Genomic DNA, 20,828 nt, shown 5'->3' on the forward strand with positions numbered 1-20,828 from the left:
TTTATCACGTCGAGGTCCGTCGACAGGGGGTCGTGCTTGTGCTGCGACCGCCGTCGCCGGCGGCCTCGTCCTGGCGTTGTGTCCCGATTGATGGGTCGGTGCACGAAACATTCCGTACCCCGGATTTCAGTGTGTCGGCATCCGCTCCCGCTGCGTGATTACGCCCAACTCCGGGTCACTGCAACCGACCTGACCCCGCGGACTAATGTCTTCGCGAGAACCCAGTCGGGACCACTGAGAACACCGTCATTACCTCCATGCCCTGCGCACCCACCCCTTGGCGCAGGAGTCTTGGGATCGATCGTTGGAGTAACTCGCGCATGAACCGCAAGACACTGGTGCTGCCGGTCGCCATCGGCCTGCTCGCCCCTGTCCTCGCCGCCTGCGGCGGCAGTGACGGCGGCGGCGACAGCGACGATGCGATCGTCATCGGTACCACTGACGCGTTCGCCGCCACCTCCGACGCCCCCGCGCCGTTCGACCCCGCGTACGCGTATGACGCCGGCTCCTGGAACGTCCTGCGCCAGACCGTGCAGACGCTGATGATCGCCCCGCGCGGCGGTGGCGAGCCCGAACCCGAGGCCGCCGAGAGCTGCCGGTTCAGCGACAACATCAACAAGCGGTACGAGTGCACGCTGCGCGACGGCATGAAGTTCGCCAACGGCAACGCGCTGACCGCCGAGGACGTCAAGTTCTCCGTAGAGCGCACCCGCGCGCTCGGCGAAAGCCTTCCGGACGAGCAGAACAGCGGAGTGTCCTCGCTGCTCGCGGGCATCGACACCGTCGAAGCCGTGAGTGAGGACAAGGTGGTCTTCCACCTCAACGCCTCCGACGCCACGTTCCCGCACAAGCTCGCCACGCCCGCCGCCGGCATCATCGACGCCGAGACCTACGACGCGAAGAAGCTCCGCAACGGCTTCCAGGTCGACGCCTCGGGCCCGTACACCCTCGAGACCGAGACGAAGCAGGTCGAAGGCGCGGAAGAAGTCGTCAAGGCGGTCTTCACCAAGAACCCCAACTACAAGGGTTCGCTGAAGGTCAACAGCGACAAGCTCGAGATGCGGACCTTCACCCAGGCCTCGCAGATGAGCACCGCACTCAAGAGCGGCGACATCGACGTGATGGGCCGCACCATCGAGCCCGCGCAGATCAAGGACTTCTCGGCAGGCGCCGTCGAGGGCATCGAGCTCGTCGAGATGCCCGGCCTCGAGATCCGCTACCTCGGCTTCGACACCGACGCGCCGGTCGTCGGGGAGAAGGCCGTCCGCCAGGCCATGGCGCAGCTCGTCGACCGCGCCGCGATCGTCTCCGAGGTGTACGGCACGTCCGCGGAAGGGCTGTACTCCCTGGTGCCCAGCGGCATCACGGGGCACACCAACTCCTTCTTCAACAAGTACAGCGAGCCGGACAAGGCGAAGGCAGCCCGACTGCTCAGCAAGGCGGGCATCAAGACCCCGGTCGAGCTCACGCTGAACTACTCGACGGACAAGTACGGCGCGGTCACCAAGCAGGAGTTCGAAGTCCTGCGCGACCAGCTCAACGGCAGCGATCTCTTCGATGTGACCATCAAGGGAACGCCCTGGAAGACGTACAGGTCCGCCGAGCTCAAGGGCGAGTACGCGGTGTACGGCATGGGCTGGTTCCCTGACTTCCCCGACGCCGACAACTTCCTTGCGCCGTTCGTCGGCGAGGGCAACTTCCTCAACTCGCCCTACCAGAACAGCAAGATCAACAACACGCTCATTCCGCAGTCCCGCCAGGAAGCCGACCGGCTCGCCGCCGGTGACTCGCTCAAGCAGATCCAGGACATCATCGCCGAGGACGTCCCGGTGCTCCCGCTGTGGCAGGGCAAGACCTACGTCGCCGCCCGCGACGACATCACCGGGGTGGAGTGGGTGCTCAACTCCTCCTCCAACATGCAGCTCTGGGAGCTCGGGCGCGGTATCGGCGAATAACGCCCGCACCCGCTCGGCCGACTGCCGACCATACGGGCACGCCCCTCGGGGCGTGCCCGGCTCAACACACCTCCGGGGAACCACCAGTGAACATACGTAAGTCCTGGCCTGCGCCGATCCTCGCGGCCGGGCTCGCCGCGGGCCTGCTGAGCGGTTGCGGTTCGGAGCAAGGATCCAGCGGCGGCGAAGACGGCGAGATCGTGGTCGGCATGTCCGACGACGTCCTCGCCACGGACCCGGCGTCCGGTTACGACCCGGGTTCCTGGCTGCTGTTCAACAACGTCTTCCAGTCGCTGCTCGCCTTCCCCAAGGGTGGTACGGAGCCGGAGCCGGAGGCCGCCGAGTCCTGCAAGTTCACTGACTCCGCGACCAAGGAGCTGACCTGCACGCTGCGCGACGGCCTGAAGTTCAGCAACGGCAACGAGCTGACCTCGAAGGACGTCAAGTACTCCTTCGACCGGACGCTGAACATCGACGACCCGGACGGTCCCGCCGTCATGTTCAGCTCGCTCGACAAGGTCACGACCCCAGACGCCAAGACGGTCGTGTTCCACCTCAAGGTCCCCGACGCGACCTTCCCCAGCAAGATCGCCTCCGGCGCCGGCTCGATCGTCGACCACCGCGAGTACCCCGCCGACAAGCTGCGCAAGGACGGCAAGGCGGTCGGCTCGGGCGCCTACACCCTCGACACGTACAACAAGAACGAGGCCGTGTTCAAGGTGAACGGCTCGTACAAGGGCAGCGCCGAGACCCACAACTCCGGTGTGACGCTGCGCTTCTTCCACGACGACCGCAAGAAGCTGAAGCAGGCGATGCTCGCCGGCGACATCGACATCGCCTACCGAGGCCTGTCGGCCGGCGACATCGCCGATCTCGAGAGCAGCACGGACGCCGAGGCCAAGGCCGAGGTCATCGAGGGCACCAGCGCCGAGGTCCAGCACATCGTCCTGAACATGAACGATCCGGTCGTCGGAAAGCTCGGCGTACGCAAGGCACTCGCGTACCTGATCGACCGCGAGAAGCTGGTCTCCGACGTGCACGACCAGACCGCCTCGGCGCTGTACTCGATCATCCCGGCGGGCATCGAAGCCCACAACACGGCGTTCTTCGACACCTACGGCGGCCGTCCGCAGCCCGACAAGGCGGCACAGGCGCTGCGCGACGAGGGCATCACCGGCAAGGTGAAGCTCACGCTGTGGGCCACCCCCTCGCGTTACGGCCCCGCCACCGTCGAGGAGTTCAAGGCGATCGCCGAGCAGCTCAACGCCAGCGGCCTGTTCGAGGCCGACGTGAAGTCGGTGCCCTTCGACCAGTACGAGAAGGACGTCGAGGCCGGCAAGTACGGCTTCTACGTGAAGGGCTGGGTCCCGGACTACCCGGACCCGGAGAACTTCACCCAGCCGTTCTTCGGCAAGGACAACGTCCTGATGAACAACTACACCAACGAGACGATCACCGGCGAGATCGTCCCGGGTACGGCCGCGCAGACCGACCGCACCGGCACCCAGGACCAGTTCCACCGGCTGCAGGACATCGTCGCCGACGAGATCCCGATCATCCCGCTGTGGCAGGGCAAGCAGTACGCCGTCGTCGGCGAGGAGATCTCCGGCGTGGAGTGGTGCCTGGACGCCTCGACGGTCTTCCGCTTCTGGGAGCTGCAGAAGGGCTGACCCCCCCGGGCACAGCAGTGAGGGCCGCCCCGATCCGGGGCGGCCCTCACCGCGTTGTTCCGTCGGTTACGCGAGCGCGGCTACTGCTGTCGCGGGTACGGCTACTGCGCACCCGGCCGTACGAGACCGCTCTCGTACGCGTACACGGCGGCCTGTACCCGGTCCCTGAGCCCCAGCTTGGTCAGCACATGGCCGACGTGAGTCTTCACGGTGGTCTCGCTGACGAACAGGTCGGCCGCGATCTCGGCATTCGACAGACCGCGCGCCACCAGCTTGAGCACCTCGACCTCACGCTCGGTCAGGGTGTTCAGCGTGTCCGGCACGGGCTCCTCGCCGGACGGCAGGTGATCGGCGTACTTGTCGAGCAGCCGGCGCGTGATGCTCGGCGCGAGCATCGCCTCGCCGGCCGCGACCACCCGGATCGCCTGCACCAGCTCATGGGCCGGGGCGTCCTTGAGCAGAAAGCCGCTCGCGCCCGCCTTCAGCGCCTCCACCACGTACTCGTCCAGATCGAAGGTCGTGAGCACGAGGACCTTCGCCGGACCGTCCCGCTCGGGCCCGGTGATCTGCCGGGTCGCCTCGACACCGTCCATCCGCGGCATCCGGATGTCCATCAGCACGACATCGGGCTGCAGCGCACGCACCTGGTCGAGCGCCTGCAGACCGTCCCCGGCCTCGCCGACGACCGCGAGATCCTGCTCGGCCTCCAGAATCATCCGGAACCCGGTGCGCAGCAGCGGCTGGTCGTCGACCAGCAGGACGCGGATCGCCACGGCATATCTCCTTCGCTCGGCGCCGCCAAGCCCTCGCGACGAGGACTAGACCGGCCCCATTGTGCCTTGAGCGTCCCCGGCAGGACGCGGCGGCCTGATCTCCTGAGCGTCCTCGGCGGCGCGCGACGGCCTGATCTGCAGCGGGTACGGCGGGGGAGTGCCCCCGAATTCCGGACACACCGCCTGGTGGTCGCACCAGCCGCACAGCTTGCTGGGCCGCGGCCGCCACTCGCCGGTCTCGGTGGCCTCGCGGATCGCCTCCCACAGCGCGTGCAGCTTGCGCTCCACCCGCTCCAGATCGGCCATCACCGGGTCGTACGTCAGCACATCACCGCTGCCGAGGTAGACGAGCTGCAGCCGGCGCGGGATCACGCCCTTGAGACGCCACACCACGAGGGCGTAGAACTTCATCTGGAACAGCGCACCGTCCGCATACTCCGCCCGCGGCGCCTTGCCGGTCTTGTAGTCGACGATCCGCACCTCGCCGCTGGGCGCGACGTCCACGCGGTCGATGATGCCGCGCAGCTTCAGACCCGAGTCCAGGCTGGCCTCGACGAACAGCTCACGCTCGGCCGGCTCCAGACGGGTGGGGTCCTCGAGAGTGAACCAGCGCTCGACCAGCGTCTCCGCCTCGGTGAGCCACTGGGCGAGCTGATCACCCGCGGTCCGCTCGTCGCTGTCCTTGAACAGCTCGGCCAGCTCCGGCTTGGACTCCTTGAGCCGGTCCCACTGCCCGGGCACGAGCGACTTGGCGCGCGGCGCGGTCCGCTCGGCGGCAGGGGCGTCGAAGAGACGCTCGAGGACGGCATGCACCAGGGTGCCGCGGGTGGCGGCCGGGCTCGGCTTCTCGGGCAGCTTGTCGATGACCCGGAAGCGGTAGAGCAGCGGGCACTGCATGAAGTCGCTTGCCCGTGAAGGCGAAAGCGACACGGGGGGCGTGGCCCTCACCCCGCCGGCGGGGCCGGCGACGGTCGCTGCGGCCTCGCCGGCCTCGGTGCTGTTGTCCATGGAGAAGACCCTACGGCCCGTGACCGACAACGGACGCATACCATCGACGGCAGACCGTACGGCACCGCATGATCGTGAGAGAGTGACGCACGCGCAACGCCCCGTCGACACCTGCCTGTCGAGCCGGTGCGGCGCACGCGGGACGGCGGCACGGACGGCCTCGCAGAGACGTTGGACGACGGGTACCACGGGCACGACGGGGACTGAAGGGGCGCACAGTGGACGAGAGCGGCGCGAGCGGACTGCCGCGGACCGGCGGCGGGGACAGCGGCCCGACGTCCGAGAGGGACGCCTCGGTGACGCCCGCCGAGCCGGAACGCACCAACTCCGCGAAGCCCACGGCGCAGGCCGGACAGCCCGAACGCACCGAAGCCGACGCCCCCGCTCCGGACAAGGCATCCGCGCCCGCAAAGGCCGACAACGCCGACAACGCCGACAAGTACAACGAGTCGGGGAGCGGCGCCGCGCAACAGAACCAGGACAGCGGCGCGGCACAGGACAACAAGGACAGCGCCACCCCGCAGGAAAAGAAGGCCCCAGGCGGCGGCCTCCTCATGGGCCGCATCTTCGGCGTACCCATCTATGTCGCACCCAGCTGGTTCCTCGTCGCCGCCCTGATCACCTGGGTCTTCGGCAACCAGCTCGACCGCGTCCTGCCCGAACTCGGCGGCGCCCGCTACCTGGTCTCCCTCTTCTTCGCCGTCGCCTTCTACGGCTCGGTGCTCGTCCACGAGCTCGCCCACACCGTCGCCGCGCTCCGCTTCAAGCTCCCGGTGCGCAAGATCCAGCTGCAGTTCTTCGGCGGTGTCTCGGAGATCGAGAAGGAGTCCGAGACCCCGGGCCGCGAGTTCGTGCTGGCCTTCGTCGGCCCGCTGCTCTCCCTCGTCCTGGCCGCCGTCTTCTACGGCGGGATGCAGGCCGTCGAACCCGGCACCGTCCCCGGCGTCCTGATGGCCGGCCTGATGATCTCGAACCTGATCGTGGCCGCCTTCAACCTGCTGCCCGGTCTCCCGCTGGACGGCGGCCGGATGCTGCGCGCCGTCGTCTGGAAGATCACCGGCAAGCCCATGAGCGGCACGGTCGCCGCCGCCTGGGTCGGCCGCGCGCTCGCCGTCTCCGTACTGATCGGCCTGCCGCTGCTCACCCAGTCCGGCGTCCTCGGCGCCGAGGCCACCGACTCCGTCGGCATGGACACGGTCATGGACGCGCTGCTCGCCGCGATCCTGGCCGCGATCATCTGGACCGGCGCCGGCAACAGCCTGCGCATGGCCCGCCTCCGCGAGCGTCTGCCCGACCTGCGCGCCCGTACGCTCACCCGCCGCGCCGTCCCCGTCGAGTCCGCGACGCCGCTCTCCGAGGCCCTGCGCCGCGCCAACGACGCGGGCGCCCGCGCTCTCGTCGTCGTCAACGGCCACGGCGATCCCGTCGCCGTCGTACGGGAGGCGGCCATCGTCGGCGTCCCCGAACACCGCCGCCCGTGGGTCCCGGTCAGCGGTCTGGCCCAGGACCTCACCGAGGGCATGAAGGTCTCGGCGGAGCTGTCCGGCGAGGAGCTCCTCGACACGCTCCGCGCCACCCCGGCCACCGAGTACCTGGTCGTCGAGAAGACCGGCGAGATCTACGGAGTCCTGTCGACCTCGGACGTGGAGCGCGCCTTCGTGAAGGCTATGGACCGCACCGGCTGAGCTCCGCAGGGCCTTCCCGGCCGTGGTGAGCGGGCCCCGTCACGGCCGGTAGGCTGTTCACATGTCCGAACCGACCGGTGCCGCCCGCCGACGCGGGCCCTTCAAGGTCGGGGACCAGGTACAGCTGACCGACCCCAAGGGCCGCCACTACACGTTCACGCTCGAAGAGGGAAAGAACTTCCACACCCACAAGGGTTCCTTTCCTCACGACGAGCTGATCGGCGCTCCCGAGGGCAGCGTTGTCCGCACCACCGGCAACGTCGCCTACCTCGCGCTGCGCCCCCTGCTCCCCGACTATGTCCTGTCCATGCCCCGCGGCGCCGCCGTGGTCTACCCGAAGGACGCGGGCCAGATCCTCGCCTTCGCCGACATCTTCCCCGGCGCCCGCGTCGTCGAGGCCGGTGTCGGCTCGGGCTCGCTCAGCAGCTTCCTGCTGCGCGCCATCGGCGATCAGGGCATGCTGCACAGTTACGAGCGCCGCGAGGACTTCGCCGAGATCGCGAAGGCGAACGTGGAGCGCTACTTCGGCGGTGAGCACCCCGCCTGGCAGCTCACTGTCGGCGACCTCCAGGACCACCTGTCCGACACCGACGTCGACCGCGTCATTCTCGACATGCTCGCCCCCTGGGAGTGCCTGGACGTCGTCAAGAAGGCGCTCGTCCCCGGCGGCATCCTGTGCTGCTACGTGGCCACCACCACGCAGCTCGCCCGCACCGTCGAGTCCATCCGCGAGATCGGCTGCTTCAACGAGCCGACCTCGTGGGAGTCGATGATCCGCAACTGGCACGTGGAGGGCCTCGCCGTCCGCCCCGACCACCGGATGATCGGCCACACCGGCTTCCTGCTCACCGCCCGCCGCCTCGCGGACGGCGTCGAGCCGCCCATGCGCCGCCGCCGCCCCGCCAAGGGCGCGTACGGCGAGGACTACGACGGACCGAACGCCGAAGGCGGCTCCCGCGGCCGCTGAAGGCCTGCAAGGTCCCAACACATCGGCGCCGCCGCCGAGTTCCAGGAGTACGCAACGGAACTCGGCGGCGGCGCCGTCGTATTGACCCCGCCGCAGTGGCCGGGGCGGATCGACCGAGGCTCTGCGCGGCTATCGACCGAGGCTTCCACGCGGCTATTGACCGAGGTTTTACGCGCCCGCGCCGCACCCCGCCGTTCCGTACCTCTGTGAGGTGTGACACCATTCCGGACACCCCCACCGGCACAGCCCTCACAGGAGACACTCCTCGTGCAGCAGCACTCCGCCGTACCGGAGCTCGCCCACACCCGCACCAGTCCGATGCACTGGCTCGCCACCGCCGCGGCCCTCGCCGCCGTCGTCGGCGCCTCCTCGTTCTTCCAGCCCGAGGACGCCACCGCCGCCCAGGCCGGCCCGCCCTCGGTGGCCGCCCAGGCCGCCCCTGACCCCACCACGGCGACGATCCCGATGAACTGCGCGGGAGAGCGCCCCCAGATCCTCAAGCACGCCTCCGGGGACCTCGACGGCGACGGCAGACCCGAGACGGTCGCCGTGGCCCGCTGCGTCGCCGGTTCCGGCACCCCGCCGAGCGGTGTCTACGTCCTCACCCGGCCCGCCTCCGGCAAGCCCCGCGTCGTCGCCACCCTGGTCGACCCGAAGGACAGACTGAGCGTCACCGACTTCGCCGTCACCAACGGCGTCGTCACCGCCACCCTGCTCGGCTACTCGTCCTCGGCCGTACCCCGCTGCTGCCCGGACAAGACCGAGAAGGCCAAGTGGCAGTGGCAGGACAGTGCGTTCGTCCGCTCCGAGCAGAGCGCCGCGGTCGGCGTCTGAGTCCCGTACGAGCAGGGCTCGACCCCGGACAAACCGGCACATAGAGCGAGCATCCCGATAAACGGCCGAAAACAAGGGCCCGTCCCCGCCGATCTCCGGCAGGTACGGGCCCTTTCGTCACGCTCAGAAGCCTTACGGCTACTCCGCGTCCGGGCCGAAGACTTCGACCTTGTCCGAAATGCGCCGTACATGAATGCAGTCGCCCGGACACTCCTTGGCCGAGTCGGCGACATCACGGATCAGCGGCAGCGGCACCCGCGTTGTCGCGCCCGGCTTCTGCAGGAGCTCGTCGTCCGAGTCCTTCACATACGCCAGTCCGTCGATGTCGAGCTCGAAGACCTCGGGCGCGTACTGCGCACAGATGCCGTCGCCGGTGCAGAGGTCCTGGTCGATCCAGACCTCGAGCTCCTCTCCGCCGTCGCTGGAGGGGGCCTCGTGCGTCACGGTCATGTCTCCTGCCATTTCTCCTGTCGAGCGGCCCAACACAGTGCAAGTCAGGCCAGGCCTGACGGGTGTTGAACGTTTCGACGATACAACCGCTCGCTTTTCGATGTTGTTCGGTGGGTAACAAGGTGGCGTGAGGGAGAACGCAAGGGTGAAGATCAGACACACCCCGGACGTCTTTGTGATCTAGGGGTTTCAATCAGTACCTGCCCAGGTAGGGTCAGGAAGCGTCCAGCTCCCCCCGGAGGAGGTGAGGACCGTGGCAGCCCACGACGACGACATGAACCGCGGCATCCGCCCGGCTCGAGGGTCCGATGACCCAGCCGGCCAGATTGCCTATCTCGAGCAGGAGATCGCCGTCCTGCGACGCAAGCTCGCCGACTCTCCGCGTCATACGAGGATTCTCGAAGAGCGGATCGTCGAGCTGCAGACCAGCCTGGCCGGAGTCTCCGCGCAGAACGAACGACTCGCCAACACGCTCCGCGAGGCCCGCGACCAGATCGTGGCCCTCAAGGAAGAAGTCGACCGGCTCGCACAGCCACCGGCCGGCTTCGGTGTCTTCCTCAGCGCCAATGAGGACGGCACCGCGGACATCTTCACCGGCGGCCGCAAGCTGCGCGTGAACGTCAGCCCCAGCGTCGACCTCGACGACCTGAGGCGCGGACAGGAGCTGATGCTCAACGAAGCGCTCAACGTGGTCGAGGCCATGGAGTTCGAGAGCGTCGGCGACATCGTCACCCTCAAGGAGATCCTCGAGGACGGCGAGCGGGCCCTCGTACAGGGCCACACCGACGAAGAGCGCGTGGTCCGCCTCGCCGAGCCCCTGCTCGACGTGGTCATCCGCCCCGGCGACGCCCTGCTCCTCGAACCACGCTCCGGATACGTCTACGAAGTCGTGCCCAAGAGCGAGGTCGAAGAACTGGTCCTCGAAGAGGTCCCGGACATCGGCTACGAGCAGATCGGCGGTCTGGGCAACCAGATCGAGATGATCCGCGACGCGGTCGAGCTCCCGTACCTCTACCCGGATCTGTTCCGCGAGCACGAACTGCGCCCGCCCAAGGGCGTCCTGCTCTACGGTCCGCCCGGCTGCGGAAAGACCCTCATCGCCAAGGCAGTCGCCAACTCCCTTGCCAAGAAGGTCGCCGAGGTCACCGGACAGGCCCAGGGCAAGTCGTTCTTCCTCAACATCAAGGGCCCCGAGCTCCTCAACAAGTACGTCGGCGAGACCGAGCGGCAGATCCGCCTCGTCTTCCAGCGTGCACGTGAGAAGGCCAGCGAAGGCACTCCCGTCATCGTCTTCTTCGACGAGATGGAGTCCCTGTTCCGCACCCGAGGCTCCGGCGTCAGCTCGGACGTGGAGAACACCATCGTCCCCCAGCTGCTCGCCGAGATCGACGGTGTCGAAGGCCTGGAGAACGTGGTCGTGATCGGCGCCTCCAACCGCGAGGACATGATCGACCCGGCCATCCTCCGACCCGGCCGGCTCGACGTGAAGATCAAGATCGAGCGTCCGGACGCCGAAGCGGCCAAGGACATCTTCGCCAAGTACCTCACCCAGCGCCTCCCGCTGCACGCCGACGACCTCGGCGAGCACGGCGGCGACAAGGGTTCCACGGTCGGCCGCATGATCCAGACCGCCGTGGAGCACATGTACGCCGAATCCGAGGAGAACCGCTTCCTCGAGGTCACGTACGCCAACGGCGACAAGGAAGTCCTGTACTTCAAGGACTTCAACTCCGGCGCCATGATCGAGAACATCGTCGGCCGCGCCAAGAAGATGGCCATCAAGGACTTCCTCGACAAGAACCAGAAGGGCCTCCGCGTCTCCCACCTCCTCCAGGCCTGCGTGGACGAGTTCAAGGAGAACGAGGACCTGCCCAACACCACCAACCCGGACGACTGGGCCCGCATCTCCGGCAAGAAGGGCGAGCGGATCGTCTACATCCGTACGCTCGTCACCGGAAAGCAGGGCGCGGACACCGGACGTTCCATCGACACGGTGGCCAACACCGGTCAGTACCTGTAAATGACAGGGCGGCTGCGGGTGCCCATCACGGGTACCCGCAGCCGACTGTTTTTCAGGACACCACCGGAGCACAGGCAATGACGCAATTGATCTCCCCACCAGCGCAAAGCCGTTCTAGGCTCTTCCGTACCGCCGAGTCGCGCAGTGCGGGGACGGGCACCGCACACGACCCGGAGAACCAGCGGTACTTGAGCGCCGCTCCCACAAGGGAGCGCCGCCGGGCAAGGAGGGCCGCATGACCGTACGGCGAGTAATGGGCATCGAGACCGAGTACGGGATCTCCGTGCCCGGGCACCCCAACGCCAATGCCATGCTCACCTCGTCCCAGATCGTCAACGCCTACGCGGCGGCGATGCACCGGGCGCGGCGCGCCCGCTGGGACTTCGAGGAGGAGAACCCGCTGCGCGACGCGCGAGGCTTCGACCTCGCCCGCGAGGCCGCCGACTCCAGCCAGCTCACGGACGAGGACATCGGCCTCGCCAACGTCATCCTCACCAACGGCGCACGCCTGTACGTCGATCACGCACACCCCGAATACAGCTCGCCCGAAGTCACCAACCCGCGCGACGCCGTCCTCTGGGACAAGGCCGGCGAGCGCATCATGGCCGAGGCCGCTGAACGCGCAGCCAACCTGCCCGGCGCCCAGCCCATCCACCTCTACAAGAACAACACCGACAACAAGGGCGCCTCGTACGGTACGCACGAGAACTATCTGATGAAGCGGGAGACCCCCTTCTCGGACATCGTGCGCCACCTCACGCCGTTCTTCGTCTCCCGCCAGGTCGTCACCGGCGCGGGACGCGTCGGCATCGGCCAGGACGGCCACGAACACGGCTTCCAGATCAGCCAGCGCGCCGACTACTTCGAGGTCGAGGTCGGCCTCGAGACCACACTCAAGCGCCCGATCATCAACACCCGCGACGAACCGCACTCCGACGCGGAGAAGTACCGCCGGCTGCACGTCATCATCGGCGACGCGAACCTCTCCGAGATCTCCACCTACCTGAAGCTCGGCACCACGGCCCTGGTCCTGTCGATGATCGAGGACAACTTCATCGCCGTGGACCTCGCCGTCGACCAGCCCGTACGTACCCTCCACCAGGTCTCCCACGACCCCACCCTCAAGCGCCTGGTCACGCTGCGCAGCGGACGCACACTCACCGCCGTACAGCTGCAGATGGAGTACTACGAACTCGCCCGCAAGTACGTCGAGGAACGCTTCGGCTCCGACGCGGACGACCAGACCAAGGACGTGCTCGGCCGCTGGGAGGACACCCTCAACCGGCTCGAGAACGACCCCATGAGCCTGTCCGGCGAACTCGACTGGATCGCCAAGAAGGAACTCATGGAGGGCTACCGGCGCCGCGACAACCTCGACTGGGACGCGGCCCGCCTCCACCTCGTCGACCTCCAGTACGCCGACGTACGCCCCGACAAGGGCCTCTACAACCGCCTCGCCGAACGCGGCAAGATGAAGCGGCTCCTGGACGAGAACGAGGTCGAGCGCGCCGAGACCAAACCCCCGGAGGACACCCGCGCCTACTTCCGCGGCCGCTGCCTCGAGCAGTACGCCGACGACGTCGCCGCGGCCTCCTGGGACTCCGTCATCTTCGACCTGCCCGGCCGCGATTCGCTGCAGCGCGTCCCAACCCTGGAACCGCTACGCGGAACGCGTAATCACGTCAAAGAGCTCCTGGACAGGTGCCGGACCGCGGAAGACCTGGTGCGGGTGCTTTCCGGCGGCTGATACATGCCTCTTGTGGGAATCACAGGGGTAGGTCTCGCACGTTGATGTAACTGCGGGGCCGATGTCGGACCCTCGGCGTAGGGTCTGATCAAGAACGGCGAACGTCGACACCGAGCGGGGTGAGGGACATGGCGACCAAGGACACCGGCGGCGGACAGCAGAAGGCCACGCGTTCTACCGAGGAGACCGAGGAGCAGGTGCAGGATGCACAGGGCTCCGAGGACCTGGCGGAACGCCAGGAGAAGCTGAGCGAGGACGTCGACTCGGTTCTCGACGAGATTGACGACGTACTCGAGGAGAATGCCGAGGACTTCGTGCGGTCCTTCGTGCAAAAGGGTGGCCAGTAGGCCGATCTGCCTTCGAATTGAAGGTAACTGGGTCGGGCTCGGAGTTCCGGAAGGGGAGCAGGCGCGCGGCGAGGCGGACTCGAACGCGTGCCTGCTTCACCCCTCGGTGAACTTCCCGAAGTGACCGGTCAAGCATGTGGATCATTGCCATCAGGCGGGTAGGGTCCGAGGCGTACTCTGCTTCAACTGCAATTCGGCCATCGGCAAGTTGGGGGATGATCCCGACGCTCTCGGTCGGGCCATCGCATATCTGGGAGGAAACTCGTGGAAGCCAATCCTCGTAGCACCGGGCGTCTACCGGCTGCCTTCCTGACGCCCGGCTCGTCGTCCTTCGTGGACTTTCTCGGCGAGCACCAGCCGGACATGCTGCCCGCGAACCGTCAGCTCCCGCCCGTGAAGGGGGCGTTCGAGGCGCCGCACGGTACGACGATCGTGGCCGTGACGTTCCCCGGTGGCGTGGTGCTCGCCGGTGACCGGCGGGCCACGATGGGGAACATGATCGCTTCGCGCGATATGGAGAAGGTGTTCCCGGCCGACGAGTACTCGGCCGTCGGCATCGCCGGCACCGCCGGCCTCGCCGTGGAGATGGTGAAGCTGTTCCAGCTGGAGTTGGAGCACTTCGAGAAGGTGGAGGGCGCGCAGCTCTCGCTGGAGGGCAAGGCCAATCGCCTTTCCACGATGATCCGTTCGAACCTCGGTATGGCGATGCAGGGCCTCGCGGTGGTGCCGCTGTTCGCCGGGTTCGACCTGGATCGCGAGCGCGGCAGGATTTTCTCGTACGACGTGACCGGTGGGCGCACGGAGGAGCAGGGCTTCGCGGCCACGGGTTCCGGTTCGATCTTCGCCCGTGGGGCTCTGAAGAAGCTGTTCCACAATGAGCTGAGTGAGCAGGACGCCACGACGCTGGTCGTCCAGGCGCTGTACGACGCCGCGGACGACGACTCGGCGACGGGTGGCCCGGATGTGGCCCGCCGGATCTACCCGATCGTCACCGTTATCACCGAGGAGGGCTTCCGGAGGCTGTCCGAGGAGGAGTCCTCGGCGCTCGCTCGCGCGGTTGTCGAGCACCGTCTCGAACGACCCGATGGCCCGCGGGCCGCGCTGCTCTGAGAGCGGGTGGACCGGAATGCACTTGTCACTGACAGAAAGGGACGGATAGCCGGTGTCGACGCCGTTCTATGTCTCACCCCAGCAGGCCATGGCCGACCGGGCGGAGTACGCCCGTAAGGGCATCGCCCGTGGACGCAGCCTTGTGGTGATGCAGTACGCCGACGGGATTGTGTTCGTCGGAGAGAATCCGTCCCGAGCGCTGCACAAGTTCAGCGAGATCTATGACCGGATCGGTTTTGCCGCGGCCGGTAAGTACAACGAATACGAGAACTTGCGTATCGGCGGCGTCCGTTACGCGGATCTGCGCGGCTATACCTATGACCGTGACGATGTGACGGCGCGCGGGCTCGCCAATGTGTACGCCCAGACGCTCGGCACGATTTTCTCCAGCGCCGCGGAGAAGCCTTATGAGGTGGAGCTGGTCGTCGCCGAGGTGGGCCATGAGCCCGCCGGTGACCAGATCTACCGGCTGCCGCATGACGGTTCGATCGTGGACGAGCACGGCTCGGTCGCGGTGGGCGGCAATGCGGAGCAGATCAGCACCTTCCTCGATCAGCGTCACCAGGACGGGATGACCCTGGCGGAGGCGCTGAAGCTGGCGGTGCAGGCGCTGTCGCGTGAGGCCAACGGGAGCGAGCGGGAGATTCCCGCGGAGCGCCTCGAGGTGGCGGTCCTGGACCGTACGCGGCCGCAGCAGCGGAAGTTCAAGCGCATCGTCGGGCGGCAGCTGAAGCGGCTGCTCGAGGCGGACGGCGCGGCTGCCACGCCGACCGATGCGCCGTCGGACGAGGAGGAGGGCGAGTCCTGAGCCCGCCTGCCTGACCACGTACGCCCCCGTCACCGGAGTCCGGTGGCGGGGGCGTGGTGTTTGTGCGGGCGGCGCGGTGTTTCCAAGGGGCCGCTATGCGCTGGGCGGCGCCGTGGAGTCGCGCACGACCAACTCGACGGGGAGCGCGTCGCTTTGGGGTTGCTTGCCGTCCAGTACGTGCAGGAGGGCCCCCATGCCGCGTTCCCCGACCAGTTCGGCGGGCATACGGATCGTGGTGAGCTCGGGGTCGACGGCGGTGGCCAGGGCCAGGTCGTCGAATCCGGTGACGGAGATGTCCTCAGGGATGCGCAGGCCCAGCCTGCGTACGGCCTTGCAGGCGCCTGCCGCGATGATGTCGTCGTCGCAGATGACGGCGGTGGGGCGGGGGCCCGAGGCGGTCAGGGCGCGCTCTGCGGCGGCACGGGCGCCGTGCACGGTGAGGGGGGCGTGCTCGGTGCGCAGCGTGGCGTCGGGGGCGGTGCGCAGGGCGTGGGCGATGGCGTCGGCTCGTACGGCGAAAGTCCATGAGTCGACATCGGCGGCCAGATGCAGGAAGCGGCGGTGGCCGAGCGAGAGCAGATGCTCGGTCATCTGGCGCATGCCGTCGGCCAGGTCGACGTTCACATGGGCCGCGGCTGTGGTGTCTGCCGGGTCGCTGTCGAGCATGACCAGGGGCAGGTCGGCGCCGCGGATGTCGGCGAGTGCGCCGGCCGCCATGGAGGAGGCGATGACGCCGTCCAGGGCCGAACGGGCCGAGGCGAAGGGGTCCTTGGCGGGTCCGATGCCGTCGGGGGAGGGGTAGAGGACCACGCCGAAGTCGTGGGCGGCGGCGATGCGGGCGGCGCCGGTGTAGACGCGGGCGAAGAAGTCGTTGGTGAGCGCCGGGACGACCAGGAGCACGGTGCGCGTGGAGCCGAGGCGCAGATTGCGGGCGGCGAGGTTGGGGCGGTAGCCGAGGTCGCGGGCGGCGGCGCGGACGCGTTCGGCGGTGGCCTCGGAGACGCGGCCGCGCCATTTGTCGCCGAGGACGAGGGAGACGGCGGCCTGGGAGACCCCGGCGGCGTGGGCCACGTCCTTGCTCGTGGGCCGGGCCACGGCGGCTCCTCGTTGCGGTTGTCCGGGGTCCGTGCGGGACCGGTGGGTGGGCCCACGGGGGACCGGCGGTCCGGGTCCGGGGCTGGACCCGTGGGCTGGGCTCATGGTACGTATAACCACGGACGTTATACGTAAAACTTCATCTTGGAACGAGCGAGAGGAGCCCGCCGATGGCCGCGGGATACGCGGAGCTGCTGCGCACACGGCATGCGGCGCGGCTGCTCACCGGCACCCTGGTGGGCCGGCTGCCGAGCGCCACCGGGCATATCGCGATCGTGCTGTTCACGCGCGCCGAGGGCGGCAGCTACACGCTCGCCGGCGCCCTGGCCGCCGTGTATGGGCTCGCCACCGCCGTCGGCCAGCCACTCCTGGGCCGGGCCGTGGACCTGCGCGGACAGCCGCGGGTGATGCTGCCCGCGGCGATCGTGTCCGCGCTCGGGATGGCGCTGTTCGCGTTCGTGGGCATCGATTCGCTGCTTCTCGCGTACGTGGCCGTGGCGATCGCTGGACTCTTCACGCCGCCGCTCGAAGGCGGCCTCAGGGCGCTGTGGCCGGGGGTGCTCAAGCGCGAGGACCGGGTGCATGCCGCGTATGCGATGGACGCGGTGGCGCAGGAAGTCATGTTCACCGTAGGCCCGTTGATGGTCACGCTGATCGTCTCGCTGTGGTCCGCGGCCGGGGCGCTGCTCGTCATCAACGTGATCGGTGTCGTCGGCGCCCTGTCGGTGGTGGTCTCCGAGCCTTCGCGTACGTGGCGTTCGGCGCCGCGTGAGGCGCACTGGCTGGGGGCGCTGCGCTCGCCCGGACTGCTCGCGCTGCTCGGCTCGTTCTTCTTCGTCGGCCTCGCGCTCGGCTCGATCACCGTGGCCGGTGTCGCATACGCCGACGACCATGGCCAGGAGTCCGTGTACGGCTGGCTGATGGCCGCTCTCGGTCTCGGTGCCCTGCTCGGCGGCGCCTTCTACGGCGCGCGGAAGTGGACGGGCGCACCGGAGCGCAGGCTGCGCATCCTCGTCGGGCTGCTCGCGCTCGGCTATCTGCCGCTCGCCTTCACTCCGGACGTGGTGGCGATGTGCGTGCTCGCCGCGGTCGCCGGCGTGTTCCTCGCACCCTCGCTCGCGTGCGCGTTCATCGTCGTCGACCGGCACGCCCCGCGCGGCACGGTGACCGAGGCGTTCTCGTGGCTCGTGACCACCTTCGGTGTCGGCGCGGCGGTCGGAACGGGCGTTGCGGGCCCGGCGATCGAGAGCGGTTCGACGGCCTGGGGCTTCGCCGTCGCGGGCGTCAGTGGATTCGCCGCGCTGTCCGTGCTGCTCGCCACCGTGAAGGTGCTCACCGTTCCCGGACGCACCACGAATATCACCGGCTCGTCGGAAAGTGATCGAAAAGGGTCCGTCGAACCCGGTTTCAGCACGGAGCATCAGGCGTAATGTTCAGTCATGGACCGCCGAATTTTCGGGCTGGAGAACGAGTACGGCGTCACATGCACGTTCAGGGGACAGCGCCGTCTGTCGCCTGACGAAGTGGCGCGGTACCTCTTCCGCCGTGTCGTGTCATGGGGCCGCAGCAGCAATGTCTTTCTGCGCAACGGCGCCCGCCTCTATCTCGACGTCGGATCACATCCGGAGTACGCAACTCCCGAATGTGACAACGTGACCGAGCTGGTCACCCACGACAAGGCCGGCGAGCGCATTCTGGAAGGCCTCCTCGTCGACGCCGAACGCCGCCTGCACGAGGAGGGCATCGCGGGCGACGTCTACCTCTTCAAGAACAACACCGACTCGGCGGGCAACTCGTACGGCTGCCACGAGAACTACCTGGTGGCACGGCACGGCGAGTTCTCCCGGCTCGCGGACATCCTGATCCCGTTCCTGGTGACCCGTCAGCTCCTGTGCGGAGCCGGCAAGGTGCTGCAGACCCCACGCGGCGCCGTGTACTGCGTGAGCCAGCGCGCCGAGCACATCTGGGAGGGCGTCTCGTCGGCGACGACACGCTCCCGTCCCATCATCAACACCCGCGACGAGCCGCATGCGGACGCGGAGCGCTACCGCCGTCTGCACGTGATCGTCGGTGACTCCAACATGTCCGAGACGACCATGCTGCTCAAGGTCGGCGCCACCGACCTGGTGCTCCGCATGATCGAGGCGGGCACGGTGATGCGGGACCTGACCCTGGAGAACCCGATCCGGGCCATCCGTGAGGTCAGCCACGACATCACCGGCCGGCGCAAGGTGCGCCTGGCGTCCGGGCGTGAGGCCTCGGCGCTGGATGTGCAGCGCGAGTACTACGAGAAGGCCGTGGACTTCGTCGACCGGCGCGGCATCCGTACCGGCACGGTCGCCCAGGTCCTCGAACTGTGGGGCCGCACCCTCGACGCCATCGAGGCGGAGGATCTCGACCGGATCGGCACCGAGATCGACTGGGTCATGAAGTACAAGCTCATCGAGCGCTACCGGGCCAAGCACAACATGACCATGTCGCACCCGCGGGTCGCGCAGATAGACCTCGCGTACCACGACATCCACCGTCGGCGCGGGCTGTACTACCTGCTCGAGAAGAAGGGCCAAGCCGCCCGTATCTGCAACGACATGAAGATCTTCGAGGGCAAGTCCGTGCCCCCGCAGACCACCAGGGCGCGGCTGCGCGGCGACTTCATCCGCCGTGCGCAGGAGCAGCGCAGGGACTTCACGGTGGACTGGGTGCACCTCAAGCTCAACGACCAGGCGCAGCGCACCGTGTTGTGCAAGGACCCGTTCCGTTCCGTGGACGACCGGGTGGAGAAGCTCATCGCCGGGATGTGATCCGGCGCCAATCCGGATGCGGGCCCGTACCGAACCATCGGTGCGGGCCCGCAGGCATGCCCTACACGGACGGCGTGCGCCTTGGCCGTAAGGTTGCGGGCACCGAACACTCCTGCAACCCCAGAGGACCACTGTGCGACGCCGACTTGCCGGCCTTGTGCTCGTACCGCTGCTGCTGCTGTCGACAGCGGCCTGCGGCGACGACAAGGGCTCCGACTCCGACTCCTCCTCGTCCGCCGTGAGCAAGGGCGGGCTGCCCACCATCACCGCCGGTGAGAAGTTCGGCGAGAAGCCCACCCTGGCCAAGGGCAAGGGCACTCCGCCGAAGGACCTGAAGGTCGAGGTCATCAGCGAGGGCAAGGGCGAGCCGCTGGCCGACGGCGACAAGGCCCAGGTGAACTACCTGGGACAGCTGTGGGACGGCGACAAGCCGTTCGACAACAGCTTCGACCGGGGCCAGCCCTTCGACGTCACGCTCGGCGGCGGCGGTGTGATCGAGGGCTGGCAGCAGGCCCTCAAGGGCCAGAAGCAGGGCAGCCGCCTCGAGGTCTCGATCCCGCCGGAGCTCGGCTACGGCGACCAGGGCCAGGGCGACATCCCGCCGGGCGCCACGCTCGTGTTCGTGATGGACGTCGTGAAGGCGACGAAGGGCACCCCGATCCCCAAGAAGATCGAGGGCGGCAAGGTCGTCGAGCAGACGGACGCGAACCTGCCCAAGATCGGCACCAATGAGGACGGCAAGGAGCCCGAGGTCACCATCCCGAGCGACAAGACCGCTCCGGGCAAGCTGGTCTCGAACTACGTCATCGAGGGCACCGGCGACGAGCTGAAGGCGACCGACACCGTCGCCGTCTCCTACGTGGGCAAGCTCTGGAAGGACGGCAAGACCTTCGACAGCAGCTACAAGAACGGCCAGCCGGTCACGTTCCCGCTGAACCAGGTCATCCCGGGCTGGTCGAAGGGCCTCGAAGGCAAGAAGGTCGGCAGCCGTGTGCTGCTCGTCGTGCCGCCGGCCGACGGCTACGGCGACCAGGCGCAGGGCCCCATTCCCGCCAAGTCGACGCTGGTCTTCGCCGTGGACATCCTGGCGAAGATGTAAGGCCGTGGACACCCTGGCGAAGATGTAAGACTGTCCGGGTTGCCCATCCGTAGAAATCAGGAGCAATACACGTGAGCATCGAGAAGCCCGAGGTCGACTTCCCCGGTGGCGAGCCGCCGAAGGACCTTGAGATCAAGGACATCTGGGAAGGCGACGGCCCCGAGGCCAAGGCCGGCGACACGGTCCAGGTCCACTACGTGGGCGTGTCCTTCTCCACCGGCGAGGAGTTCGACTCCAGCTGGAACCGCGGCACCCCGCTCGCCTTCCACCTCGGTGCCGGTCAGGTCATCGCGGGCTGGGACCAGGGCGTGCAGGGCATGAAGGTCGGCGGCCGCCGCCAGCTGATCATCCCCGCCCACCTCGCCTACGGCGACCGTGGCGCCGGCGGCAAGATCGCTCCGGGCGAGACGCTGATCTTCGTCTGCGACCTCGTCTCGGTCTGATCCGAGCCGAACGTCC

Annotated in this window: 18 protein-coding genes and 1 pseudogene; 15 read left to right on the plus strand and 4 right to left on the minus strand. The window is 68.0% G+C overall.

What is annotated here, in order from left to right; all coding sequences use genetic code 11:
* Positions 1 to 320 precede the first annotated feature (320 nt).
* Complete coding sequence (locus ABT367_RS04610) at positions 321 to 1,955, plus strand: ABC transporter substrate-binding protein (RefSeq protein WP_352249542.1); 1,635 nt, start codon at positions 321 to 323, stop codon at positions 1,953 to 1,955.
* 86 nt (positions 1,956 to 2,041) lie between these two features.
* Positions 2,042 to 3,625 carry an ABC transporter substrate-binding protein gene (locus ABT367_RS04615; protein ID WP_352249544.1) on the plus strand — a complete coding sequence of 528 codons (1,584 nt, stop codon included), beginning with the start codon at positions 2,042 to 2,044 and terminating at the stop codon, positions 3,623 to 3,625.
* A 101-nt stretch (positions 3,626 to 3,726) separates the two neighbouring features.
* Here the strand turns inward: ABT367_RS04615 and ABT367_RS04620 are convergent, their stop codons facing one another.
* Together ABT367_RS04620 and ABT367_RS04625 are read right to left on the minus strand one after the other, a co-directional pair.
* Complete coding sequence (locus tag ABT367_RS04620; RefSeq protein ID WP_165330877.1) at positions 3,727 to 4,398, minus strand: response regulator; 672 nt, start codon at positions 4,396 to 4,398, stop codon at positions 3,727 to 3,729.
* Between the two features lie 45 nt (positions 4,399 to 4,443).
* Complete coding sequence (locus ABT367_RS04625) at positions 4,444 to 5,406, minus strand: RecB family exonuclease (protein WP_352249546.1); 963 nt, start codon at positions 5,404 to 5,406, stop codon at positions 4,444 to 4,446.
* Positions 5,407 to 5,624: 218 nt separating this feature from the next.
* Here ABT367_RS04625 and ABT367_RS04630 point away from each other — a divergent pair, with 218 nt between their 5' ends.
* From ABT367_RS04630 to ABT367_RS04640, 3 genes are all read left to right on the plus strand, one after another.
* Entirely contained in the window at positions 5,625 to 7,091 is a 1,467-nt protein-coding gene (locus ABT367_RS04630; RefSeq protein WP_352249548.1) for a site-2 protease family protein, read from the plus strand.
* 61 nt (positions 7,092 to 7,152) lie between these two features.
* Positions 7,153 to 8,058, plus strand: coding sequence for a tRNA (adenine-N1)-methyltransferase (locus tag ABT367_RS04635; protein ID WP_352249551.1), 906 nt, complete (start codon positions 7,153 to 7,155; stop codon positions 8,056 to 8,058).
* A gap of 267 nt (positions 8,059 to 8,325) precedes the next feature.
* On the plus strand, positions 8,326 to 8,892 hold the full coding sequence (locus ABT367_RS04640) for a hypothetical protein (RefSeq protein ID WP_352249553.1): 567 nt from the start codon (positions 8,326 to 8,328) through the stop codon (positions 8,890 to 8,892).
* 138 nt (positions 8,893 to 9,030) lie between these two features.
* On the opposite strand, the gene ABT367_RS04645 is transcribed toward ABT367_RS04640, so the two are convergent.
* Positions 9,031 to 9,342 (minus strand): ferredoxin, encoded by a 312-nt coding sequence (locus ABT367_RS04645; RefSeq protein ID WP_352249555.1) that lies wholly within the window; start codon positions 9,340 to 9,342, stop codon positions 9,031 to 9,033.
* A 253-nt stretch (positions 9,343 to 9,595) separates the two neighbouring features.
* On the opposite strand from ABT367_RS04645, the gene arc reads away from it, so the two are divergent.
* From arc to prcA, 6 genes and pseudogenes are all read left to right on the plus strand, one after another.
* Entirely contained in the window at positions 9,596 to 11,362 is a 1,767-nt protein-coding gene (gene arc / locus ABT367_RS04650) for a proteasome ATPase (RefSeq protein ID WP_352249557.1), read from the plus strand.
* Positions 11,363 to 11,597: 235 nt separating this feature from the next.
* Positions 11,598 to 13,109 (plus strand): depupylase/deamidase Dop, encoded by a 1,512-nt coding sequence (dop, locus tag ABT367_RS04655; protein ID WP_352249559.1) that lies wholly within the window; start codon positions 11,598 to 11,600, stop codon positions 13,107 to 13,109.
* A gap of 128 nt (positions 13,110 to 13,237) precedes the next feature.
* On the plus strand, positions 13,238 to 13,456 hold the full coding sequence (locus ABT367_RS04660) for a ubiquitin-like protein Pup (RefSeq protein WP_093608684.1): 219 nt from the start codon (positions 13,238 to 13,240) through the stop codon (positions 13,454 to 13,456).
* 124 nt (positions 13,457 to 13,580) lie between these two features.
* Positions 13,581 to 13,769: pseudogene (locus ABT367_RS04665) on the plus strand (endonuclease domain-containing protein); the annotation flags it as partial.
* The gene (gene prcB / locus ABT367_RS04670) at positions 13,721 to 14,566 is read left to right on the plus strand and encodes a proteasome subunit beta (protein ID WP_352249561.1); all 846 of its coding nucleotides are present in this window, start codon (positions 13,721 to 13,723) and stop codon (positions 14,564 to 14,566) included. The pseudogene ABT367_RS04665 and the gene prcB, both read left to right, overlap by 49 nt.
* A 52-nt stretch (positions 14,567 to 14,618) precedes the next feature.
* Positions 14,619 to 15,374, plus strand: a complete 756-nt coding sequence (prcA, locus tag ABT367_RS04675) for a proteasome subunit alpha (RefSeq protein WP_165330870.1) — start codon at positions 14,619 to 14,621, stop codon at positions 15,372 to 15,374.
* 93 nt (positions 15,375 to 15,467) lie between these two features.
* On the opposite strand, the gene ABT367_RS04680 is transcribed toward prcA, so the two are convergent.
* Positions 15,468 to 16,574 (minus strand): LacI family DNA-binding transcriptional regulator, encoded by a 1,107-nt coding sequence (locus ABT367_RS04680; RefSeq protein ID WP_434975398.1) that lies wholly within the window; start codon positions 16,572 to 16,574, stop codon positions 15,468 to 15,470.
* Positions 16,575 to 16,639: 65 nt separating this feature from the next.
* Between ABT367_RS04680 and ABT367_RS04685 the strand changes: the two genes are divergently transcribed.
* The 4 genes from ABT367_RS04685 (at position 16,640) to ABT367_RS04700 (ending at position 20,812) form a co-directional block, all read left to right on the plus strand.
* Positions 16,640 to 17,899 carry an MFS transporter gene (locus ABT367_RS04685; protein WP_352249565.1) on the plus strand — a complete coding sequence of 420 codons (1,260 nt, stop codon included), beginning with the start codon at positions 16,640 to 16,642 and terminating at the stop codon, positions 17,897 to 17,899.
* Positions 17,900 to 17,908: 9 nt separating this feature from the next.
* The gene (gene pafA / locus ABT367_RS04690) at positions 17,909 to 19,270 is read left to right on the plus strand and encodes a Pup--protein ligase (protein ID WP_352249567.1); all 1,362 of its coding nucleotides are present in this window, start codon (positions 17,909 to 17,911) and stop codon (positions 19,268 to 19,270) included.
* Positions 19,271 to 19,403: 133 nt separating this feature from the next.
* Positions 19,404 to 20,369: an FKBP-type peptidyl-prolyl cis-trans isomerase gene (locus ABT367_RS04695; RefSeq protein WP_352249570.1), complete on the plus strand. Its 966-nt coding sequence runs from the start codon at positions 19,404 to 19,406 to the stop codon at positions 20,367 to 20,369.
* A gap of 71 nt (positions 20,370 to 20,440) precedes the next feature.
* Entirely contained in the window at positions 20,441 to 20,812 is a 372-nt protein-coding gene (locus ABT367_RS04700) for an FKBP-type peptidyl-prolyl cis-trans isomerase (RefSeq protein ID WP_199548789.1), read from the plus strand.
* Positions 20,813 to 20,828: the final 16 nt, after the last annotated feature.

The sequence above is a fragment of the Streptomyces mesophilus genome (assembly GCF_040300965.1).
GTDB classification, from domain to species: Bacteria; Actinomycetota; Actinomycetes; order Streptomycetales; family Streptomycetaceae; genus Streptomyces; species Streptomyces mesophilus_A.

Excerpts from the sequence above, each read along its gene's own strand:
- ABT367_RS04610 (WP_352249542.1), top strand. The coding sequence starts at position 321 with ATGAACCGCAAGACACTGGTGCTGCCGGTCGCCATCGGCCTGCTCGCC.
- ABT367_RS04625 (WP_352249546.1), bottom strand. The coding sequence starts at position 5,406 with ATGGACAACAGCACCGAGGCCGGCGAGGCCGCAGCGACCGTCGCCGGC.
- ABT367_RS04635 (WP_352249551.1), top strand. The coding sequence starts at position 7,153 with ATGTCCGAACCGACCGGTGCCGCCCGCCGACGCGGGCCCTTCAAGGTC.
- ABT367_RS04645 (WP_352249555.1), bottom strand. The coding sequence starts at position 9,342 with ATGACCGTGACGCACGAGGCCCCCTCCAGCGACGGCGGAGAGGAGCTC.
- dop (WP_352249559.1), top strand. The coding sequence starts at position 11,598 with ATGACCGTACGGCGAGTAATGGGCATCGAGACCGAGTACGGGATCTCC.
- ABT367_RS04660 (WP_093608684.1), top strand. The coding sequence starts at position 13,238 with ATGGCGACCAAGGACACCGGCGGCGGACAGCAGAAGGCCACGCGTTCT.
- ABT367_RS04680 (WP_434975398.1), bottom strand. The coding sequence starts at position 16,574 with ATGAGCCCAGCCCACGGGTCCAGCCCCGGACCCGGACCGCCGGTCCCC.
- ABT367_RS04685 (WP_352249565.1), top strand. The coding sequence starts at position 16,640 with ATGGCCGCGGGATACGCGGAGCTGCTGCGCACACGGCATGCGGCGCGG.
- pafA (WP_352249567.1), top strand. The coding sequence starts at position 17,909 with ATGGACCGCCGAATTTTCGGGCTGGAGAACGAGTACGGCGTCACATGC.